The organism is Nonomuraea purpurea (assembly GCF_042650645.1).
GTDB classification, from domain to species: domain Bacteria; phylum Actinomycetota; class Actinomycetes; order Streptosporangiales; family Streptosporangiaceae; genus Nonomuraea; species Nonomuraea purpurea.
In genome coordinates, this window is record NZ_JBHSBI010000009.1 from 1 (window position 1) to 25,037 (window position 25,037).

Annotated in this window: 23 protein-coding genes and 1 pseudogene; 14 read left to right on the top strand and 10 right to left on the bottom strand. The window is 70.2% G+C overall.

All coding sequences use genetic code 11. From position 1 onward, the window contains the following. Positions 1-814 precede the first annotated feature (814 nt). From ACFOY2_RS18725 to ACFOY2_RS18735, 3 genes are all read left to right on the top strand, one after another. Positions 815-1,648 (top strand): helix-turn-helix domain-containing protein, encoded by an 834-nt coding sequence (locus ACFOY2_RS18725; RefSeq protein WP_379529329.1) that lies wholly within the window; start codon positions 815-817, stop codon positions 1,646-1,648. Further along, positions 1,645-1,875, top strand: coding sequence for a DUF397 domain-containing protein (locus tag ACFOY2_RS18730; RefSeq protein WP_379529330.1), 231 nt, complete (start codon positions 1,645-1,647; stop codon positions 1,873-1,875). Before ACFOY2_RS18725 ends, ACFOY2_RS18730 begins: the two co-directional genes overlap by 4 nt. Before the next feature lie 287 nt (positions 1,876-2,162). Beyond that, positions 2,163-3,350, top strand: coding sequence for a protein-L-isoaspartate O-methyltransferase family protein (locus tag ACFOY2_RS18735; RefSeq protein ID WP_379529331.1), 1,188 nt, complete (start codon positions 2,163-2,165; stop codon positions 3,348-3,350). Positions 3,351-3,445: 95 nt separating this feature from the next. Here the strand turns inward: ACFOY2_RS18735 and ACFOY2_RS18740 are convergent. Further along, positions 3,446-3,841: pseudogene (locus ACFOY2_RS18740) on the bottom strand (transposase); the annotation flags it as partial. Between the two features lie 88 nt (positions 3,842-3,929). Between ACFOY2_RS18740 and ACFOY2_RS18745 the strand changes: the two are divergent. Further along, positions 3,930-4,319: a hypothetical protein gene (locus tag ACFOY2_RS18745; RefSeq protein ID WP_379529333.1), complete on the top strand. Its 390-nt coding sequence runs from the start codon at positions 3,930-3,932 to the stop codon at positions 4,317-4,319. A 185-nt stretch (positions 4,320-4,504) separates the two neighbouring features. Here ACFOY2_RS18745 and ACFOY2_RS18750 read toward each other — a convergent pair whose 3' ends face one another. Further along, positions 4,505-5,302, bottom strand: a complete 798-nt coding sequence (locus ACFOY2_RS18750; RefSeq protein WP_379529334.1) for a FadR/GntR family transcriptional regulator — start codon at positions 5,300-5,302, stop codon at positions 4,505-4,507. A 78-nt stretch (positions 5,303-5,380) separates the two neighbouring features. On the opposite strand from ACFOY2_RS18750, the gene ACFOY2_RS18755 reads away from it, so the two are divergent. From ACFOY2_RS18755 to pucD, 6 genes are read left to right on the top strand one after another with little or no spacing between them, the layout of a single operon-like run. Then, complete coding sequence (locus tag ACFOY2_RS18755; protein WP_379529335.1) at positions 5,381-6,403, top strand: LLM class flavin-dependent oxidoreductase; 1,023 nt, start codon at positions 5,381-5,383, stop codon at positions 6,401-6,403. Beyond that, complete coding sequence (locus ACFOY2_RS18760) at positions 6,400-7,581, top strand: peptidase dimerization domain-containing protein (RefSeq protein ID WP_379529336.1); 1,182 nt, start codon at positions 6,400-6,402, stop codon at positions 7,579-7,581. The genes ACFOY2_RS18755 and ACFOY2_RS18760 overlap by 4 nt, the downstream gene beginning before the upstream one ends. Before the next feature lie 5 nt (positions 7,582-7,586). Continuing rightward, complete coding sequence (locus ACFOY2_RS18765) at positions 7,587-8,855, top strand: MFS transporter (RefSeq protein WP_379529337.1); 1,269 nt, start codon at positions 7,587-7,589, stop codon at positions 8,853-8,855. Continuing rightward, positions 8,852-9,721: an FAD binding domain-containing protein gene (locus ACFOY2_RS18770; protein WP_379529338.1), complete on the top strand. Its 870-nt coding sequence runs from the start codon at positions 8,852-8,854 to the stop codon at positions 9,719-9,721. The genes ACFOY2_RS18765 and ACFOY2_RS18770 overlap by 4 nt, the downstream gene beginning before the upstream one ends. Continuing rightward, the gene (locus ACFOY2_RS18775) at positions 9,718-10,182 is read left to right on the top strand and encodes a (2Fe-2S)-binding protein (RefSeq protein ID WP_379529339.1); all 465 of its coding nucleotides are present in this window, start codon (positions 9,718-9,720) and stop codon (positions 10,180-10,182) included. Before ACFOY2_RS18770 ends, ACFOY2_RS18775 begins: the two co-directional genes overlap by 4 nt. Continuing rightward, positions 10,179-12,491 carry a xanthine dehydrogenase subunit D gene (pucD, locus tag ACFOY2_RS18780; RefSeq protein WP_379529340.1) on the top strand — a complete coding sequence of 771 codons (2,313 nt, stop codon included), beginning with the start codon at positions 10,179-10,181 and terminating at the stop codon, positions 12,489-12,491. Before ACFOY2_RS18775 ends, pucD begins: the two co-directional genes overlap by 4 nt. A gap of 145 nt (positions 12,492-12,636) precedes the next feature. Here pucD and ACFOY2_RS18785 read toward each other — a convergent pair whose 3' ends face one another. The 4 genes from ACFOY2_RS18785 to ACFOY2_RS18800 are packed head-to-tail and all read right to left on the bottom strand — an operon-like array spanning position 12,637 to position 16,575. Beyond that, positions 12,637-13,659 carry a FecCD family ABC transporter permease gene (locus ACFOY2_RS18785; protein ID WP_379529341.1) on the bottom strand — a complete coding sequence of 341 codons (1,023 nt, stop codon included), beginning with the start codon at positions 13,657-13,659 and terminating at the stop codon, positions 12,637-12,639. Beyond that, positions 13,659-14,669 (bottom strand): FecCD family ABC transporter permease, encoded by a 1,011-nt coding sequence (locus ACFOY2_RS18790; RefSeq protein WP_379529342.1) that lies wholly within the window; start codon positions 14,667-14,669, stop codon positions 13,659-13,661. The genes ACFOY2_RS18785 and ACFOY2_RS18790 overlap by 1 nt, the downstream gene beginning before the upstream one ends. Next, positions 14,666-15,685, bottom strand: a complete 1,020-nt coding sequence (locus tag ACFOY2_RS18795; protein WP_379529343.1) for an iron-siderophore ABC transporter substrate-binding protein — start codon at positions 15,683-15,685, stop codon at positions 14,666-14,668. Before ACFOY2_RS18795 ends, ACFOY2_RS18790 begins: the two co-directional genes overlap by 4 nt. An 11-nt stretch (positions 15,686-15,696) precedes the next feature. Beyond that, the gene (locus ACFOY2_RS18800) at positions 15,697-16,575 is read right to left on the bottom strand and encodes a siderophore-interacting protein (RefSeq protein ID WP_379529344.1); all 879 of its coding nucleotides are present in this window, start codon (positions 16,573-16,575) and stop codon (positions 15,697-15,699) included. 134 nt (positions 16,576-16,709) lie between these two features. Between ACFOY2_RS18800 and ACFOY2_RS18805 the strand changes: the two genes are divergently transcribed. From ACFOY2_RS18805 to ACFOY2_RS18820, 4 genes are all read left to right on the top strand, one after another. Continuing rightward, positions 16,710-17,123, top strand: a complete 414-nt coding sequence (locus ACFOY2_RS18805; protein WP_379529345.1) for an ArsR/SmtB family transcription factor — start codon at positions 16,710-16,712, stop codon at positions 17,121-17,123. After that, positions 17,123-18,022 carry a cation diffusion facilitator family transporter gene (locus ACFOY2_RS18810; RefSeq protein WP_379529346.1) on the top strand — a complete coding sequence of 300 codons (900 nt, stop codon included), beginning with the start codon at positions 17,123-17,125 and terminating at the stop codon, positions 18,020-18,022. Before ACFOY2_RS18805 ends, ACFOY2_RS18810 begins: the two co-directional genes overlap by 1 nt. A 110-nt stretch (positions 18,023-18,132) precedes the next feature. Further along, positions 18,133-19,320 carry a DUF1266 domain-containing protein gene (locus ACFOY2_RS18815; protein ID WP_379529347.1) on the top strand — a complete coding sequence of 396 codons (1,188 nt, stop codon included), beginning with the start codon at positions 18,133-18,135 and terminating at the stop codon, positions 19,318-19,320. A gap of 156 nt (positions 19,321-19,476) precedes the next feature. Further along, complete coding sequence (locus tag ACFOY2_RS18820; protein ID WP_379529348.1) at positions 19,477-21,390, top strand: S41 family peptidase; 1,914 nt, start codon at positions 19,477-19,479, stop codon at positions 21,388-21,390. A gap of 189 nt (positions 21,391-21,579) precedes the next feature. Here the strand turns inward: ACFOY2_RS18820 and ACFOY2_RS18825 are convergent, their stop codons facing one another. From ACFOY2_RS18825 to ACFOY2_RS18840, 4 genes are all read right to left on the bottom strand, one after another. After that, positions 21,580-22,386 carry a peptidoglycan recognition protein family protein gene (locus tag ACFOY2_RS18825; RefSeq protein ID WP_379529349.1) on the bottom strand — a complete coding sequence of 269 codons (807 nt, stop codon included), beginning with the start codon at positions 22,384-22,386 and terminating at the stop codon, positions 21,580-21,582. 285 nt (positions 22,387-22,671) lie between these two features. Next, positions 22,672-23,880, bottom strand: a complete 1,209-nt coding sequence (locus tag ACFOY2_RS18830; RefSeq protein ID WP_379529350.1) for a lanthionine synthetase C family protein — start codon at positions 23,878-23,880, stop codon at positions 22,672-22,674. Beyond that, complete coding sequence (locus ACFOY2_RS18835) at positions 23,877-24,038, bottom strand: hypothetical protein (protein WP_379529351.1); 162 nt, start codon at positions 24,036-24,038, stop codon at positions 23,877-23,879. Before ACFOY2_RS18835 ends, ACFOY2_RS18830 begins: the two co-directional genes overlap by 4 nt. Before the next feature lie 522 nt (positions 24,039-24,560). Next, on the bottom strand, positions 24,561-24,950 hold the full coding sequence (locus ACFOY2_RS18840) for a hypothetical protein (protein ID WP_379529352.1): 390 nt from the start codon (positions 24,948-24,950) through the stop codon (positions 24,561-24,563). Between the last annotated feature and the right edge of the window lie 87 nt (positions 24,951-25,037).

Below are 25,037 nucleotides of genomic sequence, written 5' to 3' on the forward strand. Positions count from 1 at the left end.
TCACCTTTCAGATTCGGGTAAGCCATCAGGCCCAGGAACCTCCCTTCAGTTCCTCCCGGCTCAACCGGGGATACAACAGAGCGCCTCGTGGCGCACTGGCGTTCGAGGTCAACTCGCTAACGATCAACTGCGCGTTGTCCACGTCCTGGTGCCCCGCACCCGACAGGATCGCTGCGACGATGCGCCGAGTCACCGGTACCACCCACGTCTCACCGGGGAAGACCATCTCGCTCAGAAACCGCTCCGTCACTGCGCCTCCTGCCAGATCTGTGAAACCGCGTCCTCGTCGTACGCAGCCACCCACCGGCCGCGACCATGCCCCCATGTGAAGATCCAGTTCTCACCTCTCAGCGCGGCCCGCACCCGCAAAGCCCCCCGCGCCCGAGGAATGGATATGTACGGCTCGTCCTTTCGAGGACACTGCACCGCCAGCGCTACCCCGAGCCGAGACAGATCCCACGTCAGTCGCATTAAGTGAACAAACCGTTCCTCATCGTGATCGATGTAGTGCATGCGTAGACCTCCCTTGCTAATTGGGGCAAGAGACTGCTTCTCGGGTCTGGTCGCCCGCCTTCAAGTGCCTCTCTGCCGGAACGAGGGCCAAATGGCCTGCGCTCCGACCTCGGAGAGGCAGCTTCAACGAGCTACGGCAATGATGCATCTCGCCGCATGCAATTGGCAATATCCATAATGGATGAGTCAGTTTGCTTGTTGCTCGCAGGTGCGCGACCCTCGTAGGGTTCGCGAACTTGAGGCCGATGTCCGTGCAGCTTGGGGTGGACCAATGACAGGTGAAAGTGGAAGCAGCCCCACCGTGAGGCGACGCCGGCTGGCGGCCGAGTTGAGGCGTCTACGCAAGGAATCCACTCTCACCGCCGAGCAGGTTGCCGAACGGCTGGAGGTGTCCCAGTCGTCGATCAGTCGCATAGAGAGCGGCCGTCGAGGCATCAAAGCGTCCGATCTCCGGCTACTCCTGGAGATCTACGGCGTTGACCACACCAAAGCAGAGGAACTACTCACGCTCGCGCGCCAGTCCCGCCAGAAAGGTTGGTGGCAAACTTACGGAGACGTCCTTCCAGAGTGGTTCCAGGTCTTGATCGGACTGGAAGTCGAGGCAGAAGGACGGCGATCGTACGACGTGGAATTGATTCCCGGCCTGCTCCAAACAGCCGACTACTACCGCGCATACCTTGCCACCCAGCCAACCAGTTTCAGCGCGGCCGAGATCGATCGAAAGATCGCGTTCAGAATGGCCCGGCAAGAGCGGATGCTTCAGGACGAGACCCGCAAGCTCTCCTTTGTCCTCAACGAGGCGAGTCTGCGGTGGGTCGCGGCAGCCGCAAGCACGGGCCCCCAGGCCCAGCTCAAGCGACTGATCGAGCTGTCCCAGCTTCCGCATCTGACCTTGCAGATTCTCCCGTTCGACGCAGCTATGCACGCTGGGATGGGCGGCGGCTTCGTCATCCTGAGCTTCACATCCCCCGACCCCGACGTGGTCTACATCGAGAACGAGGTCAGTGGTCTCTATCTTGAAGAACCGGCCGATGTAGACAGGTATAACCTGGTCTATGACCATTTAATAGCGAAGGCTCTCAACCCGGGACAGAGCCGGAGCTTTATCGCGAAGCTAGGCAAGGAAGCGTCATGAACGATACCCCCAGCATCGATGGTGACCCAACGCCTCTCATTTGGCGCAAGTCGAGCTTGAGCAACGCCAGCGGCGACTGCGTAGAGATCGCAACGTTGCCCAATGGCGGAGTTGCCGTGCGTGACAGCAAGAACCCTCAAGGGCCACACCTTCGGTTCAGCGCGTCCGAGTGGGGCGCTTTCATCGGGGGGGCGAAGGCAGGCGAATTCGACTCGCCGTCTGCCTAAACAGTGCGTCAGCCGAAGAGCGCCCGATCGTCTGTACGGCGATCGGGCGTGTTCGTGTGTGTTTGAGGGAAGCCAAAAGAGGCTGGATTACGTCTTGGCCAGGGGCTCCGCTGCGGAGTAATGGTCTCGCGCTCCAGGCGGCAGGGCTGTAGCCGACGCGGCGGAGGTGATCATTCCGTCTGCCCCTCGGCCGAACGTCTCGCCATATCCCCGCCCCCGCCGTAGTCCCCTGCCGCCCGTCTCGCCACCGTATTAAGGCACGGTCAGGCACTGGAGAAAGGCCCTTCATGGTCGAGATCGCGCAGCCGGACGCGCAGATGGTCAAGCAGCTGTCTGCGCGTCTGGTCGAGGACCTGCGCGCCCGGGGGCGGCTCACCACCCGCGAGTGGGAGCAGGCCCTGTACGCGGTTCCCCGATACCGGTTCGTGCCCGCCACGGCTTGGGTCGTGGCCAACCATGCCGGCGCGCCGACGGGCCTCATCGACGCGAGCAAGGACCGCGACGGCTGGCTGGAGGCGATCTACTCCGACACCTCCGTGATCCTGCAGGAGGACGACGGGGCAGGCGATCCGACGGCCGGAACAGGGAACTTCACCTCCTCGGTGTCGGCACCCGGCATCGTCGTGCCGTTCCTTGAGCTGCTGGAGCCCCAGCCCGGCGACCGGGTCCTGGACGTGGGCACGGGATCGGGCTGGACAGCCGCACTGCTGTCGTGGCGGGCGGGCCAGGACGGGGTCACGTCCATCGAAGTAGACCCCGAGGTCGCGGGTCAGGCGGAGGCCAACCTGCGGGCGGCCGGGTTCGCCCCCCACCTGCTCGTCGGCGACGGCCTCAAGGGATGCCCAGACCGGGCCCCGTTCGACCACGTGCACGTCACGGCCGGGGCAAGCCGGATCCCCATCGCCTGGATCGAACAGACCAGGCCGGGTGGGACGATCGTGCTGCCGTGGCACGTCGGCGGGCGCGTCGGCCATATGGTGCGGCTCACGGTCACAGGCGAGTCCACGGCCGTCGGCTCGTTCCACGGACCGGCCAGCTACATGATGGTCCGCTCCCAGCGGTACAACACGACCTGGAACGCCCACCACGACGGCGAGGCCGACCGAACCACCACGCGCATCGATCCTCGCAGGGTGATCGAAGCGGACGCCGGCGCGTCGCTCATGAGCGCGGCGCTCGCGCCCCGAATCGGCTGGCACGCCAAGACCGGGCCGACCGGCACGTCACTGATGCTGTTCGAGCTGGACGATCAGAACGGCTCATGGGCGGCGTGCTACCGGCAGCCCGGCCGCGATGACAATGAGGTACTCCAATACGGTGAGCGGCAATTGTGGGATGAGGTCGCCGACGCGTATCTGCAGTGGCTGGCACTGGGCAGTCCCGGCGCCGAACGCTTCGGCCTCACCGTGAACCCGGACGGGGTACACGTGTGGCTCGACCACCCTGGCGGCCCGTCGTGGAGCCTGCCCACATAGCGACATCAGCCCTCTTGCCGCTGTGTGTCCCCCCAGTGCATGCAGCGGGTGAGTACCCTATCCTTCAGCACCTGCTCGAAACGCCAAGATGATCTATTCCAAGCAGTCAGTGATCGTAGGGCGGTTTGTCCGGTGGCGTCGTTGTGCCAGATCGCGGCGGTCAGCGCGAGGATGCGTTGCATGACGCGGGCTATGACCCCTCCGGGTGTGCGCCCTCGGTGCCGTTCGAGGTCAAGCTGTCCTTTGAAGGTCTCGTTGATCGATTCGATGACCTGCCGCAGTGGCTTGAACAGGGCTGCAGGCCGTTCCCGTTCACCTTTACGGGCCGGCCGCAGCAACTGGACTCCACGCTCGGACAGTTCGCGTTCGAAACCACGGCCGAAGTAGTTCTTGTCGCCGATGAGAGTCTGTCGGGGGCGCTCTCGCAGAAGCTCGCATTCGGCTGCCAGGAGGTCAAGGAGGGTCTCGCGTTCGTCGGCCTTGGCCCCGGTGTCCACGCCGTTCGCCATAAGACGATCTTGGACGCCCTCGTTCTCGTCTCCGCAGGCACCCCTTGGACCACACCACCAGGAGGAATCAGTGTCATACCCGCAACTGCTCACCCCCGAGGAGAAGCTCGCCGACGCGAAGAAGCTGTTGAGCCTCCCGCGTATCGTCGTGATCTGCGGCTCCACCCGTTTCATGACCGAGATGAACGAGGCCGATCTGCGGGAGACCAAAGTCGGAAAGATTGTCGTCAAACCGGGCTGTGACATGAAGTCGGCGCACGAACTTTGGTCCGATCCTGTCGAGGCCGAGGCGCTGAAGGTTCGACTCGACGATCTGCACCGGGCGAAGATCCGGCTTGCTGATGAGGTGCTCGTAGTCGGCGACTACATCGGAGACAGCACCCGAGCCGAAATCGCCTACGCCCGGTCGCTGGGCAAGCCCGTGCGGTTCACGCACCCCGAAGTCGACCCTGACGCCTGACCGCCCACCCCCACACCCTCCGCAGGCACCCCTTGGAACTGATCATCTGGGGCTGATCAGCCCGCGCTCGATTTCGTCGTGCCCCCGACATTCACGTGCGGGTTCGGCAGGCAACCTCCTGGAGATCTCTTGCCGGTCGGCCCCAGTGCCCCATCCTGGCCCCGGACGACCGCCGGCGGGCTCGGTCAGGTGAAGTTGGCGAGGATGGTGGCGTAGTCGAGCATTTGCCCGGCCGCCTGGCGTCCCGTTTCCACCGTGCCCGCCGCCTTGACCTCGCCGTAAAGCGCCCCGATGTGCTGCACCACGGCTTCTCGCACCGCTGCGGCGTCGCGTTTGACGAGGCCGGCGAGCATGGCGCGGTGGTGGGGGTCGAAGCGTTCGTCGGCATGGCCGAGTGCGAGCGTGTGCGCCCGGAACTCCCTCATCTGCGGCACCAGCGCCAGGTACATCTGCAGGAGCAGGTCGTTGTGCGCCGCGCGGATCAGGCTCTCGTGGACCTGCTCGTCGGTGTGCACCAGCACGTCGAGGTCGCCCTTGCGGCGGGCCGCCTCGTGTTCGCGGCAGCGGGCGGCCACCGCGTCGATGTCGGCCTGGGTGGCGCGAACGCAGGCCAGGCCCGACGCTGCCAGTTCAAGCCCGATCCTGGCCTCGAGGACCTCGCCGATGGCCGGGCCCTGGGTGGCGCTCCAGTGCACGAACTGCGGCGTCGGCTCCGGCTCCGTGCGGTGCCGGACGAACGTGCCGCGCCCCCGCACCACGTCGAGCACGCCCAGCGTGTGGAGTTTGCGGATGGCCTCGCGCAGCGAACTGCGGCCGACCTGGAGTTGGCGGGCCAGCTCGGGCTCTGAGGGCAGCCGGTCGCCGGGACGCAGGGTGCCGGAGTCGATCTCGGCCAGCAACTGCTCGGCGATGACGTCGGGCAGGGGGGTGCGAGCGAGCGGCTCGTACCGAACAACCTGGTCATGTGTCTGCTCGGTGCTCACCGGATCATTCTGCCATATCCGTTGACTGATGTCAGACAACAGACTAGTTTGCCTGGTTAATCCGGAAGGGGTGATCTCGTGATCAAGGTCGGTGTCCGCTTCCCGCCCGCCACCAGGGCGGATCAGATCGCCGAGGAGGTGCGGCGGGCCGAACGCCACGGGTTCGACGTCGCCTGGATCGCCGACTCCCAGCTGTTGTGGCGTGACGTGTACGCGGCGATGGCGGTCGCCGCCACCAGGACGGAACGCATCGCGCTCGCCACCGCCGTGACCAACGTCGTCACCCGGCACCCGACCGTGGTGGCCTCCGGCATCAACACGGTGGCGGAACTGGCCCCCGGGCGCGTCATCCTGGGCCTGGGCACCGGCGACAGCTCGGTCAAGCCCATGGGCGCACGTCCCTCGAAGCGGGCCGAGCTCCGGGCGGCGATCGAGCAGATCCGCGCCCTGCTGGGCGGCGGCGAATGGCAGTACGGCGAGCGCCGCCTGCGCCTGCGTGACGCCGGAGGTCCGGTGCCCGTGCACATCGCGGCCAGCGGACCGCGGACGCTGGAGCTGGCCGGGGAGATCGCCGACGGCGTGGTCACCCTGGCCGGGATCTCGCCGGAAACCCTCGCCCAGACCAGGCAGGCAGTGCTCAAGGGCGCTGAGAGCCGCCCGCAGGGGGAGGGCGGCTTCGAATTCACTGTCGGGGCGTTCTGCAAGGTCACCGACGACCTCGAACGCGACGCCGCCGTGCTCAAGCCCATATGCCTGCACATGGCCACCATCGGCGGCCAGGACTTCCTGCGGATCGCGGGCATCGACCTGGCTCCGCCGCCGCACATCCCCGAGGTCTATCCGGACATGGTCCACGCCGAGGACTGGGAGCTGGCCATCCGGCACGCGTCCAAGTGGGTGACGGACGAGATGGCGGTACGGTTCGCGCGCACGTTCTGTCTGTTCGGCACCGTGGACGACATCGTGGAGCGGGCCAGGCGGGCGGTCGAACTCGGCGCCACCGGCTTCTACCTTCGGCACGTCGGCAACTACACGCTGCCGAGCGAGCTGATCGAGAGCTTCGGCGGCGACGTCCTCCCACGCCTGCGGGAGCTGACATGAGCGGCGAGCGGGGTGCCGGCGTGAGCGGTGAGTACGTCGTGGACGTGCTGGCCGAGTTGGCCCGTGTGCCCTCCGCTGTCCCCCTGGGCGCCGACACGCTGATCGCGCCCGACCACCCCATCCTGGTCAACTACGTCCGCAACCACCTGCGTCCGATGTTCGTGGAGACGGGTGCGGGCGACATCATCGACCTGCCTGCGGGCCAGTTCGCCGTCCGGTTCGGCGACGGCGACGGCCCTGTGCTGGCGCTCATGGCCTACACCCCGACCCAGCACCACAACCTGATGACCGACCCCTGGTCGGGCGAGATCAGGGAGTTCGACGGCGAGCCCTGTCTGTACGGCCAGGGCGTGTCGCAGAACAAGGCCCACCAGGCGTGCCTGCTGGACCTGGCGCGCTGGCTCGTCCAGGAGCGGGTGGAGCTGCACGGGACGCTGCTGCTGTGCGTGAACAACGAGGGCCGCAGCAGCCACGACTGTTCGCGGGCCATCCTCGACGCCCTCCCGCACCGCCCCGACCTGGTCATCCAGCTCTTCTGCACGGGGTTCGAGGTGTCGGTCGGCAATCGCGGCCGGGTGGACGTGATCGTCGACATCACCGGCACCGCGACCCACTCGTCGTCCCCGCCGGATCAGGGCCGGGTCATCGACGTCGCCGCCGACGTGGTGACAAGGCTGCGCGAGCTCGACGCGGTCGTCAAGGCCCGCGCCAAGCACCCGCGACTCGGCCGCGAGCAGGTGGTGCCGTACCTGGTCAGCTACGAGCCGCTGGCCCCGCACACGCTGCCCGCCACCGCGCGCATCACCGTCGACCGGCGGCTGCTGCCGGGCACCGACCCGCAGCAGGCGGCCGAGGAGATCGCGGCGGCGCTGGCGGGGATCGACGGCTGCCGGGTCAGGCCGGGGGTGACGATGCTGCCCGCCTACCTGCCGCCCGAGCGCCGCGACGTGCTGGCCGCGCTCGACTCCGCCGTCCGCGACCGTCTGGGGGAGGTCAGGCACGGCGTCTACGGGGGGTCGTTCGACGCGGGAGGACCGTCGGAGCGCGGCATTCCCACCGTCATGTTCGGGGTGCCCGCCGAGGGAGACCTGCTCGGCGACGACTTCGTCCGGCTGTCCGCCGTACGAGACGAGGCCGCCGTGCTTCGTCAGACCGTCACCCGCTTCCTGAGGAAGTGACCGCCATGGCCCAACCGTCAAGCTCCACCCGGGTCGTCCTGGCCAGCCTGGCCGGGACCACGATCGAGTGGTACGAGTTCTTCATCTACGGCACCGCCTCGGTGCTGGTGTTCGACAAGTTGTTCTTCCCCAGTTACGACGACATGGTCGGCACGCTGTTGTCGCTGTCGACGTTCGCGCTGGCGTTCGTGGCCAGGCCCATCGGCGGCGCGCTGTTCGGGCACTTCGGCGACCGGCTGGGCCGCAAGTCGATGCTGGTCGTCACCCTCTGCCTGATGGGCGGCGCGACGCTCTGCATCGGCCTGCTGCCCACCTATGAGGCGATCGGGGTGGCCGCGCCGGTCCTGCTCGTGCTGCTGCGTGTGGTGCAGGGCCTGTCGCTGGGCGGCGAATACGGCGGCGCCGTGCTCATGAGCGTCGAGCACGCGGCCCAGAGCCGGCGCGGATTCTTCGGCGCCCTGGTGAACACCGGCGCCGCGTGGGGTCTGCTGCTCGCCAACCTGGTGTTCCTGCTCACCTCGCAGCTCTCCGACGACGCCTTCCTGTCCTGGGGCTGGCGGGTGCCGTTCCTGCTGAGCGCGGTGCTGGTCGGCCTCGGCCTGCTCATCAGGCTCAAGCTGGCCGAGAGCCCCGACTTCCAGGAGGTCAGGGAGCGCGGCGAGGTCAGGCGGGCGCCGATCGCCGAGGTGCTGTCGAAGCACTGGCCGCGCGTGCTGCTCATGTGCCTGGCCTACATCCCGGCCGGCGCCACCTTCTACATCGCCACCGTCTACTCCCTCAGCTACGGCGAGAAGCAGCTCGGCCTGGATCGCGACCTGATCCTTGAGCTGGTGCTGCTGGTCAACGCGTTCACGATCGTGGCCATCCCGTTCTTCGGCTGGCTGTCGGACCGGGTGGACCGCAAGCGCATCTTCTGGACGAGCATCGTGGTGATGGCGGCGCTGCCGTTCGTGTGGTTCCCGGCGTTCCAGAGCGGCTCCTTCGGGCTGATGTTGCTCGGGTTCGTGCTGCTGTTCATCCCGTATGCCGCCAACTACGGCACGATGCCGACGTTCTTCGCCCACGTCTTCCCGCCCGCGGTGCGCTACACGGGCATGTCGGTCGGCTACACGCTCGGCACGGTGTTCGGCAGCGGCCTGGCCCCGATCATCGCCACCTGGCTGCTCGACAGCACGGGCACCTGGGTCGCGATCGCGCTCTACATGACCGGAGTGGGCGTGGTGGGGACGGTGGCGGCGCTGTTCCTGTCAGAACGCGAAAGGGTGACGGCGTGAGACGGTTCCTGACGGCGGCGGACCTGCGGGAGGCGTGCGAGCTGAGGGCCGCCCACCCGGAGGCCACGCTGATCGCCGGCGGCACGGACGTCATGGTCGGGCTCAACTTCGGCCACTGGACGGCCTCGGCGCTGCTCGACCTGTCCCGGGTGCCCGAGTTGCGCGAGTGGTCGCGCGACGGCGACACGGTCAGGCTCGGCGCCGGCGTGCCGTACACGCGGATCGTCGAGGAGCTCGGCGGCGAGCTGCCGGGGCTGGCGCGGGCCGCGCGCACGGTCGGCTCGGCGCAGATCCGCAACCGGGCGACCGTCGGCGGGAACGTCGGGACGGCCTCCCCGGCCGGCGACGCGCTGCCGCCGCTGCTGGCCGCCCGCGCCTCGATCGAGCTGGCCTCGGTGCGCGGTGAGCGCTCGGTGCCGGCCCGCGAGTTCTTCCTCGGACCCGGGCGCTCCGCGCTGGCCGGCGACGAGATCGTGACCGCGGTGCGGGTGCCTGTGGGCACGGGGCAGTTCGCCAAGCTCGGGCCGCGCAACGCGATGGTGATCGCGGTCGCGTCCGTGGCGGTGACGCTGGACGGGCAGCGCCGGCTGGCGGGCTGCGCCGTCGGCTCGGCCGCGCCGACGCCGGTCGCCGCTTCGCACGCCGAGGAGTTCGCCGCCGCCGAGCTGGACTGGGACGGCGGCCGCCCGCCCGGCCCGGCGCTGCTGGCCAGGTTCGGCGAGCTGGCGGCGCGGGCCACCGCCCCCATCGACGACGTGCGCGGCAGCGCCGATTACCGCCGGCACGCCGTGGCCGTGCTCGCCCGGCGCACCCTGGCATGGGCCTGGCAGGAACACCGAGTCAACACTGGAGGAGCTGACGGATGAGGGTCGATCTGGAGGTGAACGGGGTTCGCCGGAGCCTCGACGGGGTGGAGCCGACCGAGAGCCTGCTCTTCCTGCTGCGCGAGCGGGCAGGTCTTCCGGGCTCCAAGAACGCCTGCGAGCAGGGCGAATGCGGCTCGTGCACGGTCTACCTCGACGACGTTCCCGTCTGCGCCTGCCTGGTCGCGGCGGGGCAGGCCGAGGGGCTGCGGGTGCGTACCGTCGAGGGGCTGGCCGACGGCGACCGGCTCGATCCGGTGCAGGAGGCGTTCGTGGCGGCGGGGGCCGTGCAGTGCGGGTTCTGCACGTCGGGGCTGCTGGTCGCCGTGCACGACCTGCTGGCCAGGCACGATGACCCGGACGAGCCGGAGATCCGCGAGGCGCTGGCCGGCAACCTGTGCCGCTGCACCGGCTACGAGAAGATCTTCGAGGCGGTACGCCTGGCCGCGAGGCGGTCCCGATGACCACGACGCGACCCGACACATCCGACGGCGTCGCCCGGCCTGTCACGGCGGACGGTGTCGGCGTCTCGGCGCGGCGGCCTGACGCGGTGTCCAAGGTACGCGGCGACTTCGTGTACTCCTCCGACCTGTGGCACGACGAGATGGTGTGGGGCGCGACCGTCCGCAGCCCGCACCCGCACGCGCGGGTCCTGTCCGTGGACGCCTCCGCCGCGCTGGCCATGTCCGGCGTGCACGCGGTGCTCACCGCCGCCGATGTGCCCGGCGTCAACCGGTACGGGCTCGAACGGCGCGACCAGCCGGTCCTGGCCGATGATGTCGTCCGCTACGTCGGCGAGCCGGTCGCGGTCGTCGCCGCCGACACGCCCGAGCTGGCCCGCCGCGCCGCCGCCCGCGTCCGCGTCGCCTACGCCGAGCTGCCCGCGGTCACCGACCCGACACGGGCACTGGCGGGGCCCGGCCTGCACGAGGGCGGCAACCTCGTCCGCCACCTGCGCATCCGCCGCGGCACCCCACGCCCGGCGGACGTCGTCGTGACCGGAGAGTACGAGGTGGGCATGCAGGACCAGGCCTTCCTCGGCCCTGAATCGTGCCTGGCCGTGCCCGCAGGGGACGGCGTGGACCTGTACTGCTCGACGCAGTGGTTGCACATCGACCAGGACCAGCTCGCCGACTGCCTGGCGCTGCCGAAGGAGAGCGTGCGGCTGACGCTGTCGGGCGTGGGCGGCGCGTTCGGCGGCAGGGAGGACCTGAGCGTGCAGGCCCACGCCTGCATGCTGGCGCTGCGACTGGGCCGCCCGGTGAAGATGAGCTACGGGCGCGAGGAGTCGTTCTCCGGACATGTGCACCGCCACCCGGCCAGGATGCGTTACGAGCACGGCGCGACCAACGACGGCAAGCTCGTCTACGTCAAGGTCGACATTCTGCTGGACGGCGGCGCGTACGCCTCCACCTCGGCCGCCGTGACGGGGAACGCGGGCTGCTTCGCGATCGGCCCCTACGAGGTGCCGGCCGTCGAGGTGGACTGCCGCGCGGTCTACACCAACAACCCGCCCGCGGGCGCGATGCGCGGCTTCGGCGCCGTGCAGGTCTGCTTCGGCCACGAGTCGCAGATGGACAAGCTGGCGGCGGCGCTCGACATGGACCCCGTCGAGCTGCGGCTGCGCAACGCCGTGGACACCGGCTCGGTGATGGCCACAGGACAGCGGGTCGAGGGGCCCGCGCCGGTGGCGGAGTTGCTGCGCCGCGTCGCGGGCAAACCGCTGCCGCCGCCGGCCTCCGACGACCTGCGGCTGCTGCCGGGCGGCACGTCGAACGCCACCCGCGCCGAGCACCTTGTGCGCGGCGTCGGCTACGGGCTGTCGGTGAAGAACATCTGCAAGTCGGCGGGCTACGACGACTACGGCACGGCCCGGGTGCGGATCTACGCCCACGAGGGCGAACCGGCCGCCGAGGTGCACACCGCCGCAGCCGAAGTCGGGCAGGGACTGGTGACCGTGCAGGCGCAGATCGCCAGGACCGAGCTGGAGGTCAGGCGGGTGACGATCCTGCCCGCCGACACGGCGGTCGGCGACGCCGGCACCTCCTCGGCCTCGCGGCAGACGTGGATGTCGGGTGGCGCCGTCCGCGCGGCCTGCCTCGCCGTGCGGGCCGCGCTGCTGGAACGGGCCGCCGCCCGGTTCGGCGAGCCCGCGCGGGACCTCGTCTACGGGCCCGTGGTGACCGCTCCGTCCGGCCGCTGCGTCACCCTGGCGGAGCTGCTGGAGGACGGCGACGTCGACGAGACCGCCGTCTTCCGTCACCGGCGTACCCAGGTGCTCGATCCGGAGACCGGGCAGGGCGACGCCCACGTGGCCTACGCCTTCGCCGCGCACCGGGCCGTGGTGGACGTGGATCCGGAGCTGGGCTCGGTGCGCGTGGTGGAGATCGCCTGCGCGCAGGACGTCGGGAAGGCCATCAACCCGGTGGCGGTCGAGGGGCAGATGCACGGCGGCATCGCGCAGGGGCTCGGGCTGGCCGTGATGGAGGAGATCCAGGTGCGTGAGGGCCGCATACTCAACCCGTCCTTCACCGACTACCTGATCCCGACCACGATGGACATGCCGCCGACCGCGCTCGACATCCTGGAACTGCCCAGGGCCGACTCGCCGTACGGGCTGACCGGGGTGGGGGAGCCGCCGCTGTTGTCGGCGCCGGCCGCGATCGCGGCGGCGATCAGGGACGCGGTCGGGGTCGCGCTCGACCGCATCCCGATCACGCCGGAGACCGTCGCCACCGCCGTCCTCGACTATTGCCCCGACCCGATCCCCTGACCAACCCCAACCTTGACCAGGCCCGACCTTGACCAGGCCCGACTCCGACCGGCCCGACCCTGACCAACCCCGGTCCCGATCGGGACCGCCCTGATCAAGACCGGGCCGACCAAGAAGCCGGCGGCGGGTGCGTCCCCGCAGGTGGTCAGCGGCGGCGGGAGCGGGCCAGGAGCCACAGCAGCAGGGGTGCGCCCAGTACGCCGGTGACCACCCCGACGGGCAGTTCCACGTCCGGGATCAGCAGCCGGGCGACCAGGTCGGCCGCCACCACGATGAACGCCCCCGCCAGCCCGGCCGCCAGCGGCGGCGGCCAGGCGGTGCGGGCCAGCCGCTGCGCGATCTGCGGCGCGGCCAGCGCCACGAACGCCACGGGCCCAGCCGCAGCCGTCCCGAACGCGACCAGGGCCACGCCTGCCGCCAGCAGCGTCAGCCGGGCGGCCTGCACGGGGGTTCCGAGCACGACGGCGACCTCGTCGCCGAGTTGCAGCACCCGCGTCCAGCGCCCCAGCATCAGCGTGACGGGCATGAGGACGGCCAGGGCGAGCGCGAGCGGCCCCACGTGCCCCCAGTCGCGACCGTTGAGGTTGCCGAACAGCCAGCCGAGCGCCTGGTGCGCCTGGAAGTCGCCGCTGGTGACCATCAGGTATTCGGTGGCGCTCGTGCACATCCACGACACGCCCACGCCGACCAGGACGATCCGGTATCCGGTGGTGCCGCGCCGCCAGGCCAGCAGGTACGTCAGCAGCGCGACGGCCACCGCCCCCGCGAACCCCAGCACCTGCAGCCCGCCGCCGAAGCCGAGCACGATCGCGGCCACGACGGCCAGGCCCGCGCCCTGCGTGACGCCGATCATGTCGGGGCTGGCCAGGGGGTTGCGCGTCATCGTCTGGAACAGCGCGCCCGACGCGCCGAAGGCGACGCCCGCCAGCAGCCCGGTGAGCGCCCTGGGCAGGCGCAGCTCGCGGACGACGAACAGGGTGCCCTGGTCGCCGGCGCCGACCAGCGACTGGATCACCTCGCCGAGGCCGAGCGGCACTTCGCCGAGCCCGACGCCCAGGCAGAACGCCAGGAACGTGGCCGAGGCCAGGCCCAGGCAGACCAGGATGAGCCGGGGCCGCAGCACGCCGGAGACGGGCGGCACCGACAGGCGGAAGGTGAGCTGGCTCATCAGATCTCCGCCAGCCGTCTGCGGCGGGCCAGCACCACGAAGAAGGGACCGCCGATGAGTGCCACCAGCAGCCCGGCCTGCACCTCGGTGGGCGGGGCCACGATCCGGCCCACGACGTCGGCGGCCAGCAGCAGGCACGGCCCGATCAGCACCGCCAGCGGCAGCAGCAGGCGGTGGTCGGTCTCGGCCCGGCCGTACCTGGCGACGAGCCGCGCCAGGTGCGGCACCACGAGCCCGACGAACACGACGGGCCCGATGGCCGCCACGGCGGCGCCGGTCAGCAGCATCACGGCCGCCGCGGCGCGCAGCCTGATCAGGCCGACGCTGCGGCCGAGCCCTCTGGCGACGTCGTCGCCGAGCGCGAGGCTGTTGAGCGCGGGCCCGCAGGTGAGCGCGAGCGCCGTCCCGGCCAGCACGAACGGCAGCAACTGCGGCAGCAGGTCGGTGCCCGTGCCGGACAGCGACCCCGCCGACCAGAACCGGTACCTGCTCAGCGACTCGGGGTCGACGAGCACGAACGCGCTGGGCACCGAGCTCAGCAGGAACGTCACCGCGACCCCGGCCAGCGCCAGCTTGACCGGCGTCATCCCGTCGCGGCCCAGCCCGGCCAGTCCGTAGACGACGACGCCGGCCACCAGCGCCCCCGCGAAGGCGAACCAGACGAACCCGGTCAGCGCCGTGATGCCGAACAGGCCGATGGACAGCACCACGGCGAACGCGGCGCCGGCGCTGACGCCGAGCACGCCGGGGTCGGCGAGCGGGTTGCGGGTCAGCGCCTGCATGAGGGCGCCCGACAGGCCGAGCGCCGCCCCGGCCAGGACGCCGATCAGCGTGCGCGGCACCCGTACCGACCAGATGACGTCGAGGGTGTCGCGGTCGGTGACCGTTCCCGCCAGCGCGCCGACCACCTGGTCCAGGGGGAGTGCGCGGGCGCCGAGCGCGAGTGAGAGCAGGCAGACCAGGACGAGCGCCCCGGTGGCCAGCGCGAGCGGCCGGGCCGGCCGGATCACGAGGGGAGCTCGACCTTGGTCGCCGGGTCGCCGTCCACTGCGGCGGCCAGCCGGGGCACGAGGGTGTCGAGCACGTACGGCAGGCTCAGCACGGTGAGGAAAGCGACGGCGTTGCTGGGGTCGGTGTTCTCGGGCAGGTAGACCTCCCTGCCTTCCTTGACCACGTCGAGCGCCTTGTAGACGTTGTCGCCGTGCAGCGTGGCCTGGCCCTTGGCGAGGTCGGCCACGCTCCAGACGATCACGCCGGTGTCGAGGAGGTCGAGGCGTTCCCTGCTGATGTTCGCGCCGAACTTGTCGCCGATGGCCTGGTCGAGGCCGCTCGGGAGCTGGAAGCCGAGCGAGCCGAGCAGGCGCGAGCGCGGGTCCTGGCTGCCGAAGACGAAGTAGCCCTCGTAGACGGTGGCCATCAGGCCGCTCTTGCCCTTGAACTCGGGGTGCTCCTGCGCCGTCTGCGCGATCTTGCCCTCGACCTGCTTGACCAGGGCGTCGGCTTGGGAGGCGCGGCCGACGGCGGTGCCGACCTTCCTGGTGATCTCCTGCCACGGGATGCCGTAGTCGATGTACTCCTTCGGCTGGGCCACGGTCGGGGCGATCTTGGACAGCGTGCTGTACTGCTCCTGGGTGAGCCCTGAGTACAGGCCCAGGATGAGGTCCGGCTTGAGGGCGGCGATCTTCTCGAACTGGGGGCCGCCGCCGGTGTCCTTGAGGACCTGTGGCAGGGCGGCAGAGCCGAGCTTGTCCTTGGCCCAGGGGCCGATCGCGCCCGGATAGCCGCCGAACCATTCCGTGGTCGCGACCGGTGTCACGCCGAGGGCGAGCAGCGCGTCCTGCTCCAGCAGCCCGACGGTGACGATCCGCTTCGGGGCGGCGGGGACGGTGGTCTGGCCGTATTTGTGCGTCATCGTGACGGGAGACCCGGCGGCGTCGTCCGCGGGGTCGGTGGGGGCCGGGGCCGTCGAGCCGCAGCCGGCGACGGCGGTCAGCACGAGCGCCACGACGGCGATCGTTCGTCTCAAGGGGAAGCTCCTCACTCGTTGTGCTCGGCCCGGCCCTGCCGCCAGTAGCCCATGAAGGCCACGGCGCGCCGGTCCATGCCCCGTTCCGCGACCAGGTGCCGCCGCAGGGCCTTGATCACGGCCGCCTCGCCGGCCAGCCAGGCGTACAGCGGCTCCCGCACGGCCCGTTCCTCGGGAACCTCCCAGAGCTCCTCCACATCGACGTCCACGTCGTCGAAGGAGTCGGGCGCGGGCAGCGGCGGCAGCAGCCGTTCCGCGGCCGCGCGTACGGCGGGCAGCAGCAGGTCGCCGCGCTCGCGGCCGTCCCTGGCCAGCCACTCGACCCGGACGCCGCCGGCCGTGCGGACGTCGAGGAAGTCCTCCTCGCAGGGCACCTCCATCGCGGCCACGCCCTCGAACCCGGCAGGCAGCCGTTCGAGGATGGCGCAGATCGCGGGCACCGCCGTCTCGTCGCCGGCGATCAGCACCCGTCTGGTGCCCTCCGGCGGCTGGAAGACCACGTTCCCGTGCGGCGCCGGGTGCCTGGAGTCGGCCCCGAACAGCACCGCGACGTCGTCCGGCCGCACGTCCTTGACCCATCGTGCGACGGGGCCGTCGCCGCCGGGGTGCAGGACCACGTCGATGTCGACCTCGCACGCGTCCTGGCGGACCAGCCTGGCCGTGTACGTGCGCAGGGGGTTGCGCCTGCCGTCGTCGAGCCCGCGCCAGCGCGGGAACCAGCCGGGCCCGGTAGGCAGGTGGGCCAGGCCGTGCTCGGGCAGCGGCAGGATCAGCTTGATCCGCTGGTCGTACCCGTTGTCGGCGAACACCCGCAGGTCCTCGCCCGCGAACGTCACACGCAGGAACGAGGGGCTCAACCGTTCCAGCCGGGCCACGCGCACGTCGAACATGCGAAAAGGCTCCACCAAACCCGCCCTCCAACCTTGATTTTAGGCGAGGCTAACCTAACTTATTGCCTTCGCCAAGACCAAAGCGGACGATTCCTCTTGACGGGCCGCTCCTGTCGGGCGCTACAGTTTGATATATGAATAGCTCTTCAGATGAAACCGTGTTGACGTTGGACGGGTGCGCCGTCCGGGTGGTCGACGCCGACCGCGTCACCTCGGTGTGCGAGCGGATGCCCGCCTCCGAAGACCTCGCCGACACGGCCGAGGTCTTCGGCCTGCTGTCGGACCCGAACCGGCTGCGGCTGCTGGTGGCGCTGCTGGACGGCGAGCTGTGCGTGTGCGACCTGGCCGCGGTGACCGGGCAGAGCGAGTCGGGCGTCTCCCACGCGCTGCGCCTGCTGCGGGCGCACCGCGTCGTCGTCGCCAGGAGGGCCGGACGGATGGCGTACTACCGGCTGGCGGACCCGCACGTGCGGATGTTGCTGGACCTGGCGCTCGCCCACACCGAGCACACCGAGGCCATGCACCCGGAACGGGACGGAGGCCGCTGATGGGCGCGGGACACGGCCACGGGCACGCGAGCGGCCGGCACCGGTGGCGGCTGGCGGTCTCCTTCGCCCTGATCGGCGGGTTCTTCGTCGTCGAACTCGTCTATGCGCTGACGTCGGGCTCGCTGGCCCTGCTGTCGGACGCCGGGCACATGGCGGCCGACGTCGTCACCCTCGGCGCCGCGTTGATCGCCACCCGCATCGCCACCCGCCCCGACTCCACCGGCCGGCGCAGCTACGGCTCCTACCGCGCCGAGGTGTTCGCGTCGCTGCTGGCCGTGCTCATGATGCTGGGCGTCGCGATCTACGTCGTCACCGAGGCCGTCGGCCGCATCGGCGGCACCGCCGAGGTCTCCTCGGGGCCCATGCTCGTCGTCGGCGCCCTCGGCCTGGTCGTCAACCTGATCGCCCTGGCCCTGCTGCGGGCCGGCGCGGGCGAGAGCCTCAACGTCAAGGGCGCCTACATGGAGGTCGTCGCCGACACCGCCGGCTCGGTGGGCGTCATCGTGGCCGGGTGGCTGGTGGCCTCGACCGGGCAGCCGTTCTGGGACACGGCCGTGGCGCTCGCGATCGGCGCCTTCGTCGCCGTGCGCGCGATCTCGCTCGGCCGCCAGGTCTTCGCCGTGCTCGGCCAGCACGTGCCAGAAGGGCTGGACGCCGCCGTGGTGGCCGCCGACCTGTCGGCCATCCAGGGTGTGCGCGGCGTGCACGACCTGCACCTGTGGACGCTCACCTCCGGCATGAACGTGGCCACCGCCCACCTGGTCACCGGCGACCCCGGCGACCACCACGCCGTTCTCGACCAGGCCCGCGAGGTGCTCCTGCGGCGCCATGGCGTCGCCCACGCCACGCTTCAGGTCGAGCCCGCCGACCACACCGGCTGCGACGAACTCGGCTGGTGAGGGCGGTCCCGCCGCCGGAGTTGACCGGGAGTCTCCAGATGGGGGCGCAGGATGGCGGGACCGTCCAATCCAATGTCAGACATATCGCCCTTTCGCTAGGGTTCGCCCCCATGGGAATGCCGATCAGAAACGTGCCAGGCCAGGGGCCTGCCTGGGTGCCGCCGACCGACGTGGAGCGGGCGCTGTTCGACGCCAAGGCGCGCGGCGACTGGGACGCCTACATCATGGTCCTCATGGGCGCGGGCACCTTCTCCTACAAGCCGAAGGACCTGGTCGATCGCCGCAAGCTGGTCGTGAACTGGCTGACGGAGAAGAATCCGGAAGACAAGGACAGCCTGGTCGTCTACACGCGCGGCGAGCTGCCCAGACGGCGGCATGACGCCGTTGCGTGCGCGGTCTCGCTGCCGTTCCCGCCGGAGGAGTGGTGGGGCTCGGAGTTGCAGGGGCTGCTGGTCAATCCGGGCAGCCCGTCGGGGGCGTACTTCCCGGACGCCAAACGCAGCCGCAGGCATTGGAAGTCGCTGAAGAAGAACGTCCCGATGAAGGGGCACGACGCCGACCAGTTGCTCACCAAGTACACCGGGGCGCTGCACGGGGCCGTCGCCCACGGGCTGGCCTGCGGCGCTCACCTCGCCGTGCACAACGGGGTCATCTGGAACGAGATCGGCGACGTCTACCTCAACTACCAGGACGACGTGGAGACCCTGCGCGAGGCATGGGGCGTCACCGACCGGCGCAACTGGCAGGTGCAGGTGATGGCGCTGCTGGAGGGGCGCAACAGCCCGAACGAGCCGGAGCTGCTGCTGCGGCTGCGCGACGAGCTCGCCCGGCAGTACCCGGGCTCGCACCGGGACCCGTCCCTCTGGCAGCAGGCGGCGGCGGACGCCTTCGCCCAGCAGGGTCTGGGGCAGGAGGGCATCGCCTTCCTGATCGGGTTGATCGGGAAGATCAGCCGTTACGAGGAGCGTTTCCGCGCCGACGGCATCCTGCCGCCCGACGGGTACGTGACCTCGGCGTTCGGCTACGACTTCGGACGGGCGGTGAACTTCGCGCGATGGGGGCTGAGCGCCCGCCTCGCCGAGCCCGCCGAGGTGGAACAGGTCGTGATCAAGGCCGGTGAGCTGGCCCGGCAGGTCTACCGGACGTGGGAGGAGTATTCGGCCGGGTACATCCTGGGGCGGGTGCTGCGCTTCGACGAGGAGTCGTTCGGGCACATGTACGACTCCGCGCTCACGCCGCACCGCGTCCTCACCCAGGATCCGGCCAGCCCGTGGCGCAACATCCCGTTCACGGGCTGAGCTCAGCCCTGGCCCGTCATGTCAGCAGAAAGCTCCACATCGCCGGCTCCACAGCCCTGACTAGGGAAATTCCTAGGCCGAATCCCGGGGCGCGGCCCGTCACGCCGTGCGATTCTGAGGCGTTTCATCGGCGCCGACGAAGTGGGTGGGGAAGAAATGACCGAGGCATCGGGCCGGATGGCGCAACAACTCGCCAAGTCAGTCGAGCTCCCGGACTTCCTGCGTACGGCGGGCACGCTGACGCCGGCCGACCGGCAGGTACTCGTCCAGCAGGCGCTGGTTCTCATCGAGCAGAACTACGTGCACCTGCCGCTCAAGATCGCCATGCACGCGGTCAATCCGGTGCAGCGGCTCCGCCTGCTCGGCCTGCGGCTCAGCCGTCAGAGCGACGCCACCATGGACGCGGAGTGGCGCTTCCACGCCGAGATGTCGGAGATCTTCCACTCGGTACGCGACCTGCACACCAACTACCTGCTCCCGCAGCCGTTCGCCGGCAAGATCGCGTACCTGCCGTACCAGATCGAGGAGTACTACGACCAGGGCACGCGCCACTACGTGGTGACCAGGGTCGTCGAGGGCTTCTCCGCCCAGGGGTTCGGGCCGGGCGTGGAGGTCACCCACTGGAACGGCATCCCGATCGAGCGGGCCGTGGACGTCAACGCGGCGCGCTACGCGGGCGGCAACCCGGCGGCCCGCCACTCGCGCGGCCTGCAGTCGCTGACCATCCGCCCGCTTCGCATCCACATACCGCCCGACGAGTCCTGGGTCACGCTCAGCTACGTCAACGCCGACGGCATCGCGCAGGAACTACGGGAGAAGTGGCGCATCACCGACAACCTCCCGCCCTTCGTCAACGCCGACGAGCTCAGCTCCGCCGCCGTGGCTCAGGGGCTCGACCTCGGCACCGACGAGATCGGCCGCGCCGTCAGGATGTTGTACGTCCCGCAGGCCATCACCTCGCAGGAAAGCGCCGACGTCGCCGAGCTCACCACCGAACCCGCGGCGGGAGCGGCCGAGGTGCCGACGTCCATGCCGGGGATCTTCCGCGCCAGGAGCGTGGTCACGGCGTCCGGCACGTTCGGCCACATCCGCGTGTTCAGCTTCAACGTCAACGACCCCGACGGGTTCGTGCGCGAGTTCATCCGCCTCATCGGGCTGCTCCCGCAGGACGGTCTCATCCTGGACGTTCGCGGCAACGGCGGCGGGCACATCTACGCCAGCGAGTTCATGCTGCAGACCCTCACACCCGACGCCATCACCCCGGAGCCGACCCAGTTCATCACGACGCCGCTGAACGTCCGCATCTGCAAGCAGCACCAGGAGAACCCCACCCAGCAGATCGACCTCGGCCCCTGGGCCCCGTCGATGAACCAGGCCCTGGAGACCGGCGCCGTCTACTCGGGCGGCTTCGCCATCACCCCCGCCGACGGGGCCAACGCCATCGGGCAGCGGTACTTCGGGCCGGTCGTCCTGATCACCGACGCGCGCTGCTACTCGGCGACGGACATCTTCGCCGCCGGCTTCCAGGACCACCAGATCGGGCCCGTCCTCGGGGTCGACGACAACACCGGCGCCGGCGGGGCCAACGTCTGGACCCACCAACTGCTCAAGGCCCTGCTCGAACTGCCCACGCCCGTGCCCGACAGCCCGTACAAGCAGCTGCCGGGGGAGGCGAACATGCGGGTGTCGATCCGGCGTACGCTCCGGGTGAACTCCCTGGCCGGCACGCCCGTGGAGGACCTCGGCATCGTGCCCGACCACCGCTACCACCTGACCCGCCGCGACCTCCTCCAGGACAACGCCGATCTGCTCGAACGGGCGGGGCAACTGCTCTCCGGGCTGCCGGTGCGCCGGCTCGACGTGGAGATCTCCGGCGACTCTCTCACCCTGCGCACCCACCTCCTGGACCGCGCCGACCTCTACCTGGACGGCCGGCCCCGGCTGTCCGCGGACGTGGGGGAGTCCGGGGTCGTGACGGTCACCGTGCCCGGGCTCGGGGCGGCGGGGGTGGTACGCGTGGAAGGCTTCCAGTCCGGCCACTTCGTCGCCGCCCGCACCGTCACGGCCTGACCCGGGAACGAGGGGCCTCACCCGGGGGCGAGCATGCTCCCGGGACGATGGAGGGATTCGTCCCGGGCGGCGATGCGCGGAGCCGCCCCCGGGTGGGGCGGAGGGGTGTCCCACCCCGGGCTGTGGAGGGGCGCCCGGGGTGGGGGCGGAGGGGGGTGTCACAGGCGGCGACGCGCCGCGGTAACGGGGTCAGACCCGCAGGAGGGACGGCCAGGTCTTGGGGCCGATGATGCCGTCGTCGGAGATGCCCTCGTCGCGCTGGAACAGCCGTACCACGTCCACGAGCCCGTCATCGCAGCGGGTCGACTTCAGCCACCCCTCCAGCCCGTCCTCGACGGCCTCGTAAACGGCCGGGGGCACGTGGCCGCGGGCGAACAGGCATCCCCTGACGGTCTTGACGTCGTAGTTGTCGTCACCGAGCCGGATCATTGGCAGGGCCTTCACGATCTCCTCCGTCCAGGACGGCGCGGGCCCGCCCTCGATGAGGGCGGCGACGGCCGCCCGGAACTCGTTCATGTCGATGGCGTGGGGGTCGGGCTTGGCCGTGTTGACCTCGCGGTGCGCCTTCACCCGTGAGGCGGGAAGCCGGAACTCCCTGCACAGCTCCGCGCACAGCCGGACATAGGCCTCCTTCTGCACTTCGGGCCACGGCTGGGTGCCGTCGTTCTCGGCTTCGATGCCGAGCGAACTGGAGTTGGCGTGCGCGGCCGAGGTCGAGGGCGCGTTGTGCCAGCACCGTCCGGCGGCGATGACGTAGATGTGGCCGGACCTGCCGAGCCCGAACTGGGACAGCGGCCCGTCGAGCCCCGGCCGGCCGTCGCGCACCACGGCCAGCGAGGGGTAGTCACCCCCGCCCGGCGGCCCCGCCGTGTGGTGGCAGACGATGCCCTTGACCTCGGGCTGCGGCCCGTGGCCGCGGGACTGCCATCCGGCGACCTCTGTCACGGGGTGACCGGTGCGCCGGGCGACGTCCGCGAGCTGCGTCAAGTAAGGCATCAGGGACCTCCGTTGAGCGTTTCGATGAGTTTCACATCCCCGGGTTGACGAAAAGTAGTCGAGTTATTGCAGTGAGTGATCATCGCTGGATGTGCTGTTTGCCTTTGACGCCCCTAAAACGGGGCTTACAGATCTCTACCACGCGTTGCGCATGGGATTCCGGAGAATCGTGCAGGTCATCGTGGCGGATGGTCCGGTGGGGGCACCGGCCGCACCCCCGCCTGAAACCGCCCGCCCGCGCCACTTCCGGAGGACGGGTGGCCGCGCCCGCCGTTTCGCGGGAGGTCAGTTCAGCAGCAGGGCGGCGTCCCAGCCGGTCGAGGGGGGTTCGCCGCCGGCGTGGCAGTGCAGCGCGAGCGCGATCCCGGCCGCGCCTTCGAGCAGGCCGACCCGGTCGAGCGGGGCCTCGGCGCCGTCCGTGGCGGCGTAGTCGAAACCGAAGGGCGCCTGTGGCCTGAACGCGTCGACGACGCGGCGGGCGAGCCCGTCGGCCGCCTCAAGGAGCGCTGTGTCGCCGGACTCGCGCGCCACACGGGAGGTGATGTGGAGCATCCCGGCCCAGCCGTGGCACAGGCTCGCGTCGACCATGCCCCAGGTGTCCCACGGACGGGCGAGGGCGGCGCGCAGCGCGCGGACGGCGGCCTGCCGCCACTCGGGCCGGCCGAGGGCGTCCCCCGCCAGGAAGAGCGCCCGCGCGACGCCGCCGGCGCCGGAACACCACGCGGGCCTGATGGGCGGGGCCTGCGGGACGGCGCCGTCGAGCTCCTGCCGCAGCGTCACGGCCGGCGGCCACGACCAGCCGTCGGCCCAGCCGAGCAGCCAGGTGACGATGCGCTCGATGGCCCGCTCGTGCCCCGGCAGCCGGTACCCCTCGCGGTAGGCCAGGGCGAGCAGCGCCAGCGGGCCGGGGATGCCATGGGCGAGGCCGAGGTTGAAGTGGCCGTCGCCGTTCGGCTCGCCTCTGACGCAGGCGTGCGGGACCAGCCAGCCGGGCACGGGCCGCCCGTCCACGGTGATCGGCTCGGTCAGGGCGATCAGGTAGGAGATCGGCTCGGTGTCGCCGTAGGCGAGAGCCAGGCGTCCCAGGCCGCTGAGGCCCTCGATGACGTCGTACGCGGCGAACCGCACCGCCCTCGAGGTCGTCTCCGCCTCGACCCGCTGCTTGATCAGCGCCCGTACGGCCGGTTCGGCCCTGCTCAGCAGGCCGCCGTGGTCGCCGGGACGTGAGGCCGCCGCCCGCGCCGCGAACAGCAGCGCCGGCAGCCCGTCGACCAGCCCATGACGGCCCGGCCGGGCCTGGGCGGCGGCGGCCAGGAACGCCTGGGCCTCCTCGCGGCGGCCCAGTTCGCTGTGCAGGAGCGCGACGCCGAGACAACCCTCGTTCAGCGACATCGGATGCCACGCCACCGCGTTGGCCAGCTTGGCCACCTGCGCGGGGTCGGCCAGCCGCCCCGCCACCTCTTCGACGATCTCCGCCGCCCGCGCCGCCGTCATCGGCCGAGCCTCGCGCGCTCGCGGGGCGTTTGGACGGCGTCCCGCACGACGACCTCGACGGTGGTGGGCCTGGGGATGGTGTGCGTGATCGCCTGGAACGCGCGACGTTGTTCGGCGCGGGCGACATCGGTCGTCACGAGTCCTGCCACGTCGGTCATCCTGCTTCCCTCGTATCGCAATCGGCCGACAATTGGTGCTTGGACCAGGTTGACTCAGGACGTTACCATCGCTTTTCTCATCCGTAAAAGACTTTCAACTTCATCGAAGCGTGTACGCGCCGGCATCGGGGTTCTTCCATGGGGAAATCGGTTCATGGAAAGGAAGATGAAGTGAGGTCATCGGCCGGGTCGACCTCGCCTGCGGGGCAGGTCTCATGGAGTGGAACGCGAGATTGCGGCACGTGTTCGCCCACTTACGGAGCCAAGCCTCCCGGATGTGCCTTCGATCGCCGGTGCGTGCCGGGCCGCCGCCCTGTGGCGAACGTGGTCTCGTTCCCGCTCTGTACCGAATTATGCGAAATAGTGCCAAATTTCGGGCGGCAACTCATCGGCCATCGAATGCACCGAGAAAGTATGGCTGAGGGTATTGACAATACGTGCGGTCTTTTCTCTGGCGGCGCCGCAGGAAAGCGCGGTCGTCGAGCGTGGCACGCCCGACGACCGCATACGGGTGATGTTTCGTCACACGTGGGTTACCAGGAGCGTGACCCCCATTTCGCCGCCGCAGTCCACGAAGACCGGTCCGACGCCGTTGCCGATCGTGGAGCGGAGCGTCGCGGTGGCCTTGAACCCCTTGGGGTTGTCGTCCAGGATGCGGACGTCCTCCAGGATCGACTTGCTCTGGATGCCGCCGATGACGGCCTTGAGGCCCGTGCCGCCGCCGCAGTGGCCGGTGATCGTCAGTTTCTCGCCCCGCTTGGCGGTCGGGTTGGGGCTGACCTCGACGACCGCCCTGGCGCCCTTCGGCGGGCGCTTGGCACTCGCCTCGGCTTCGGTGGCGGATGCGGAGGCGGCGGTCGCCCCGGTTGCCAGGACTGCGACGGCGATCATCGCGAGCAGTTTCTTGGTCATGAGGACTCCTTCGAGTTCGGGAGAGCGAGTGTGCCGCTTCGATCGGTGAGTAGCAGGGGTGATCGCCGAGGGTTCTGATCCGGCGGG

Bases quoted from the DNA above. Each gene is read 5' to 3' on its own strand.
- ACFOY2_RS18735 (WP_379529331.1), top strand. From the start codon at position 2,163: ATGGTCGAGATCGCGCAGCCGGACGCGCAGATGGTCAAGCAGCTGTCT.
- ACFOY2_RS18765 (WP_379529337.1), top strand. From the start codon at position 7,587: ATGGCCCAACCGTCAAGCTCCACCCGGGTCGTCCTGGCCAGCCTGGCC.
- ACFOY2_RS18775 (WP_379529339.1), top strand. From the start codon at position 9,718: ATGAGGGTCGATCTGGAGGTGAACGGGGTTCGCCGGAGCCTCGACGGG.
- ACFOY2_RS18820 (WP_379529348.1), top strand. From the start codon at position 19,477: ATGACCGAGGCATCGGGCCGGATGGCGCAACAACTCGCCAAGTCAGTC.
- ACFOY2_RS18760 (WP_379529336.1), top strand. From the start codon at position 6,400: ATGAGCGGCGAGCGGGGTGCCGGCGTGAGCGGTGAGTACGTCGTGGAC.
- ACFOY2_RS18730 (WP_379529330.1), top strand. From the start codon at position 1,645: ATGAACGATACCCCCAGCATCGATGGTGACCCAACGCCTCTCATTTGG.
- ACFOY2_RS18825 (WP_379529349.1), bottom strand. From the start codon at position 22,386: ATGCCTTACTTGACGCAGCTCGCGGACGTCGCCCGGCGCACCGGTCAC.
- ACFOY2_RS18830 (WP_379529350.1), bottom strand. From the start codon at position 23,880: ATGACGGCGGCGCGGGCGGCGGAGATCGTCGAAGAGGTGGCGGGGCGG.
- ACFOY2_RS18840 (WP_379529352.1), bottom strand. From the start codon at position 24,950: ATGACCAAGAAACTGCTCGCGATGATCGCCGTCGCAGTCCTGGCAACC.
- ACFOY2_RS18835 (WP_379529351.1), bottom strand. From the start codon at position 24,038: ATGACCGACGTGGCAGGACTCGTGACGACCGATGTCGCCCGCGCCGAA.
- ACFOY2_RS18785 (WP_379529341.1), bottom strand. From the start codon at position 13,659: ATGAGCCAGCTCACCTTCCGCCTGTCGGTGCCGCCCGTCTCCGGCGTG.
- ACFOY2_RS18800 (WP_379529344.1), bottom strand. From the start codon at position 16,575: ATGTTCGACGTGCGCGTGGCCCGGCTGGAACGGTTGAGCCCCTCGTTC.
- pucD (WP_379529340.1), top strand. From the start codon at position 10,179: ATGACCACGACGCGACCCGACACATCCGACGGCGTCGCCCGGCCTGTC.
- ACFOY2_RS18810 (WP_379529346.1), top strand. From the start codon at position 17,123: ATGGGCGCGGGACACGGCCACGGGCACGCGAGCGGCCGGCACCGGTGG.
- ACFOY2_RS18805 (WP_379529345.1), top strand. From the start codon at position 16,710: ATGAATAGCTCTTCAGATGAAACCGTGTTGACGTTGGACGGGTGCGCC.
- ACFOY2_RS18815 (WP_379529347.1), top strand. From the start codon at position 18,133: ATGGGAATGCCGATCAGAAACGTGCCAGGCCAGGGGCCTGCCTGGGTG.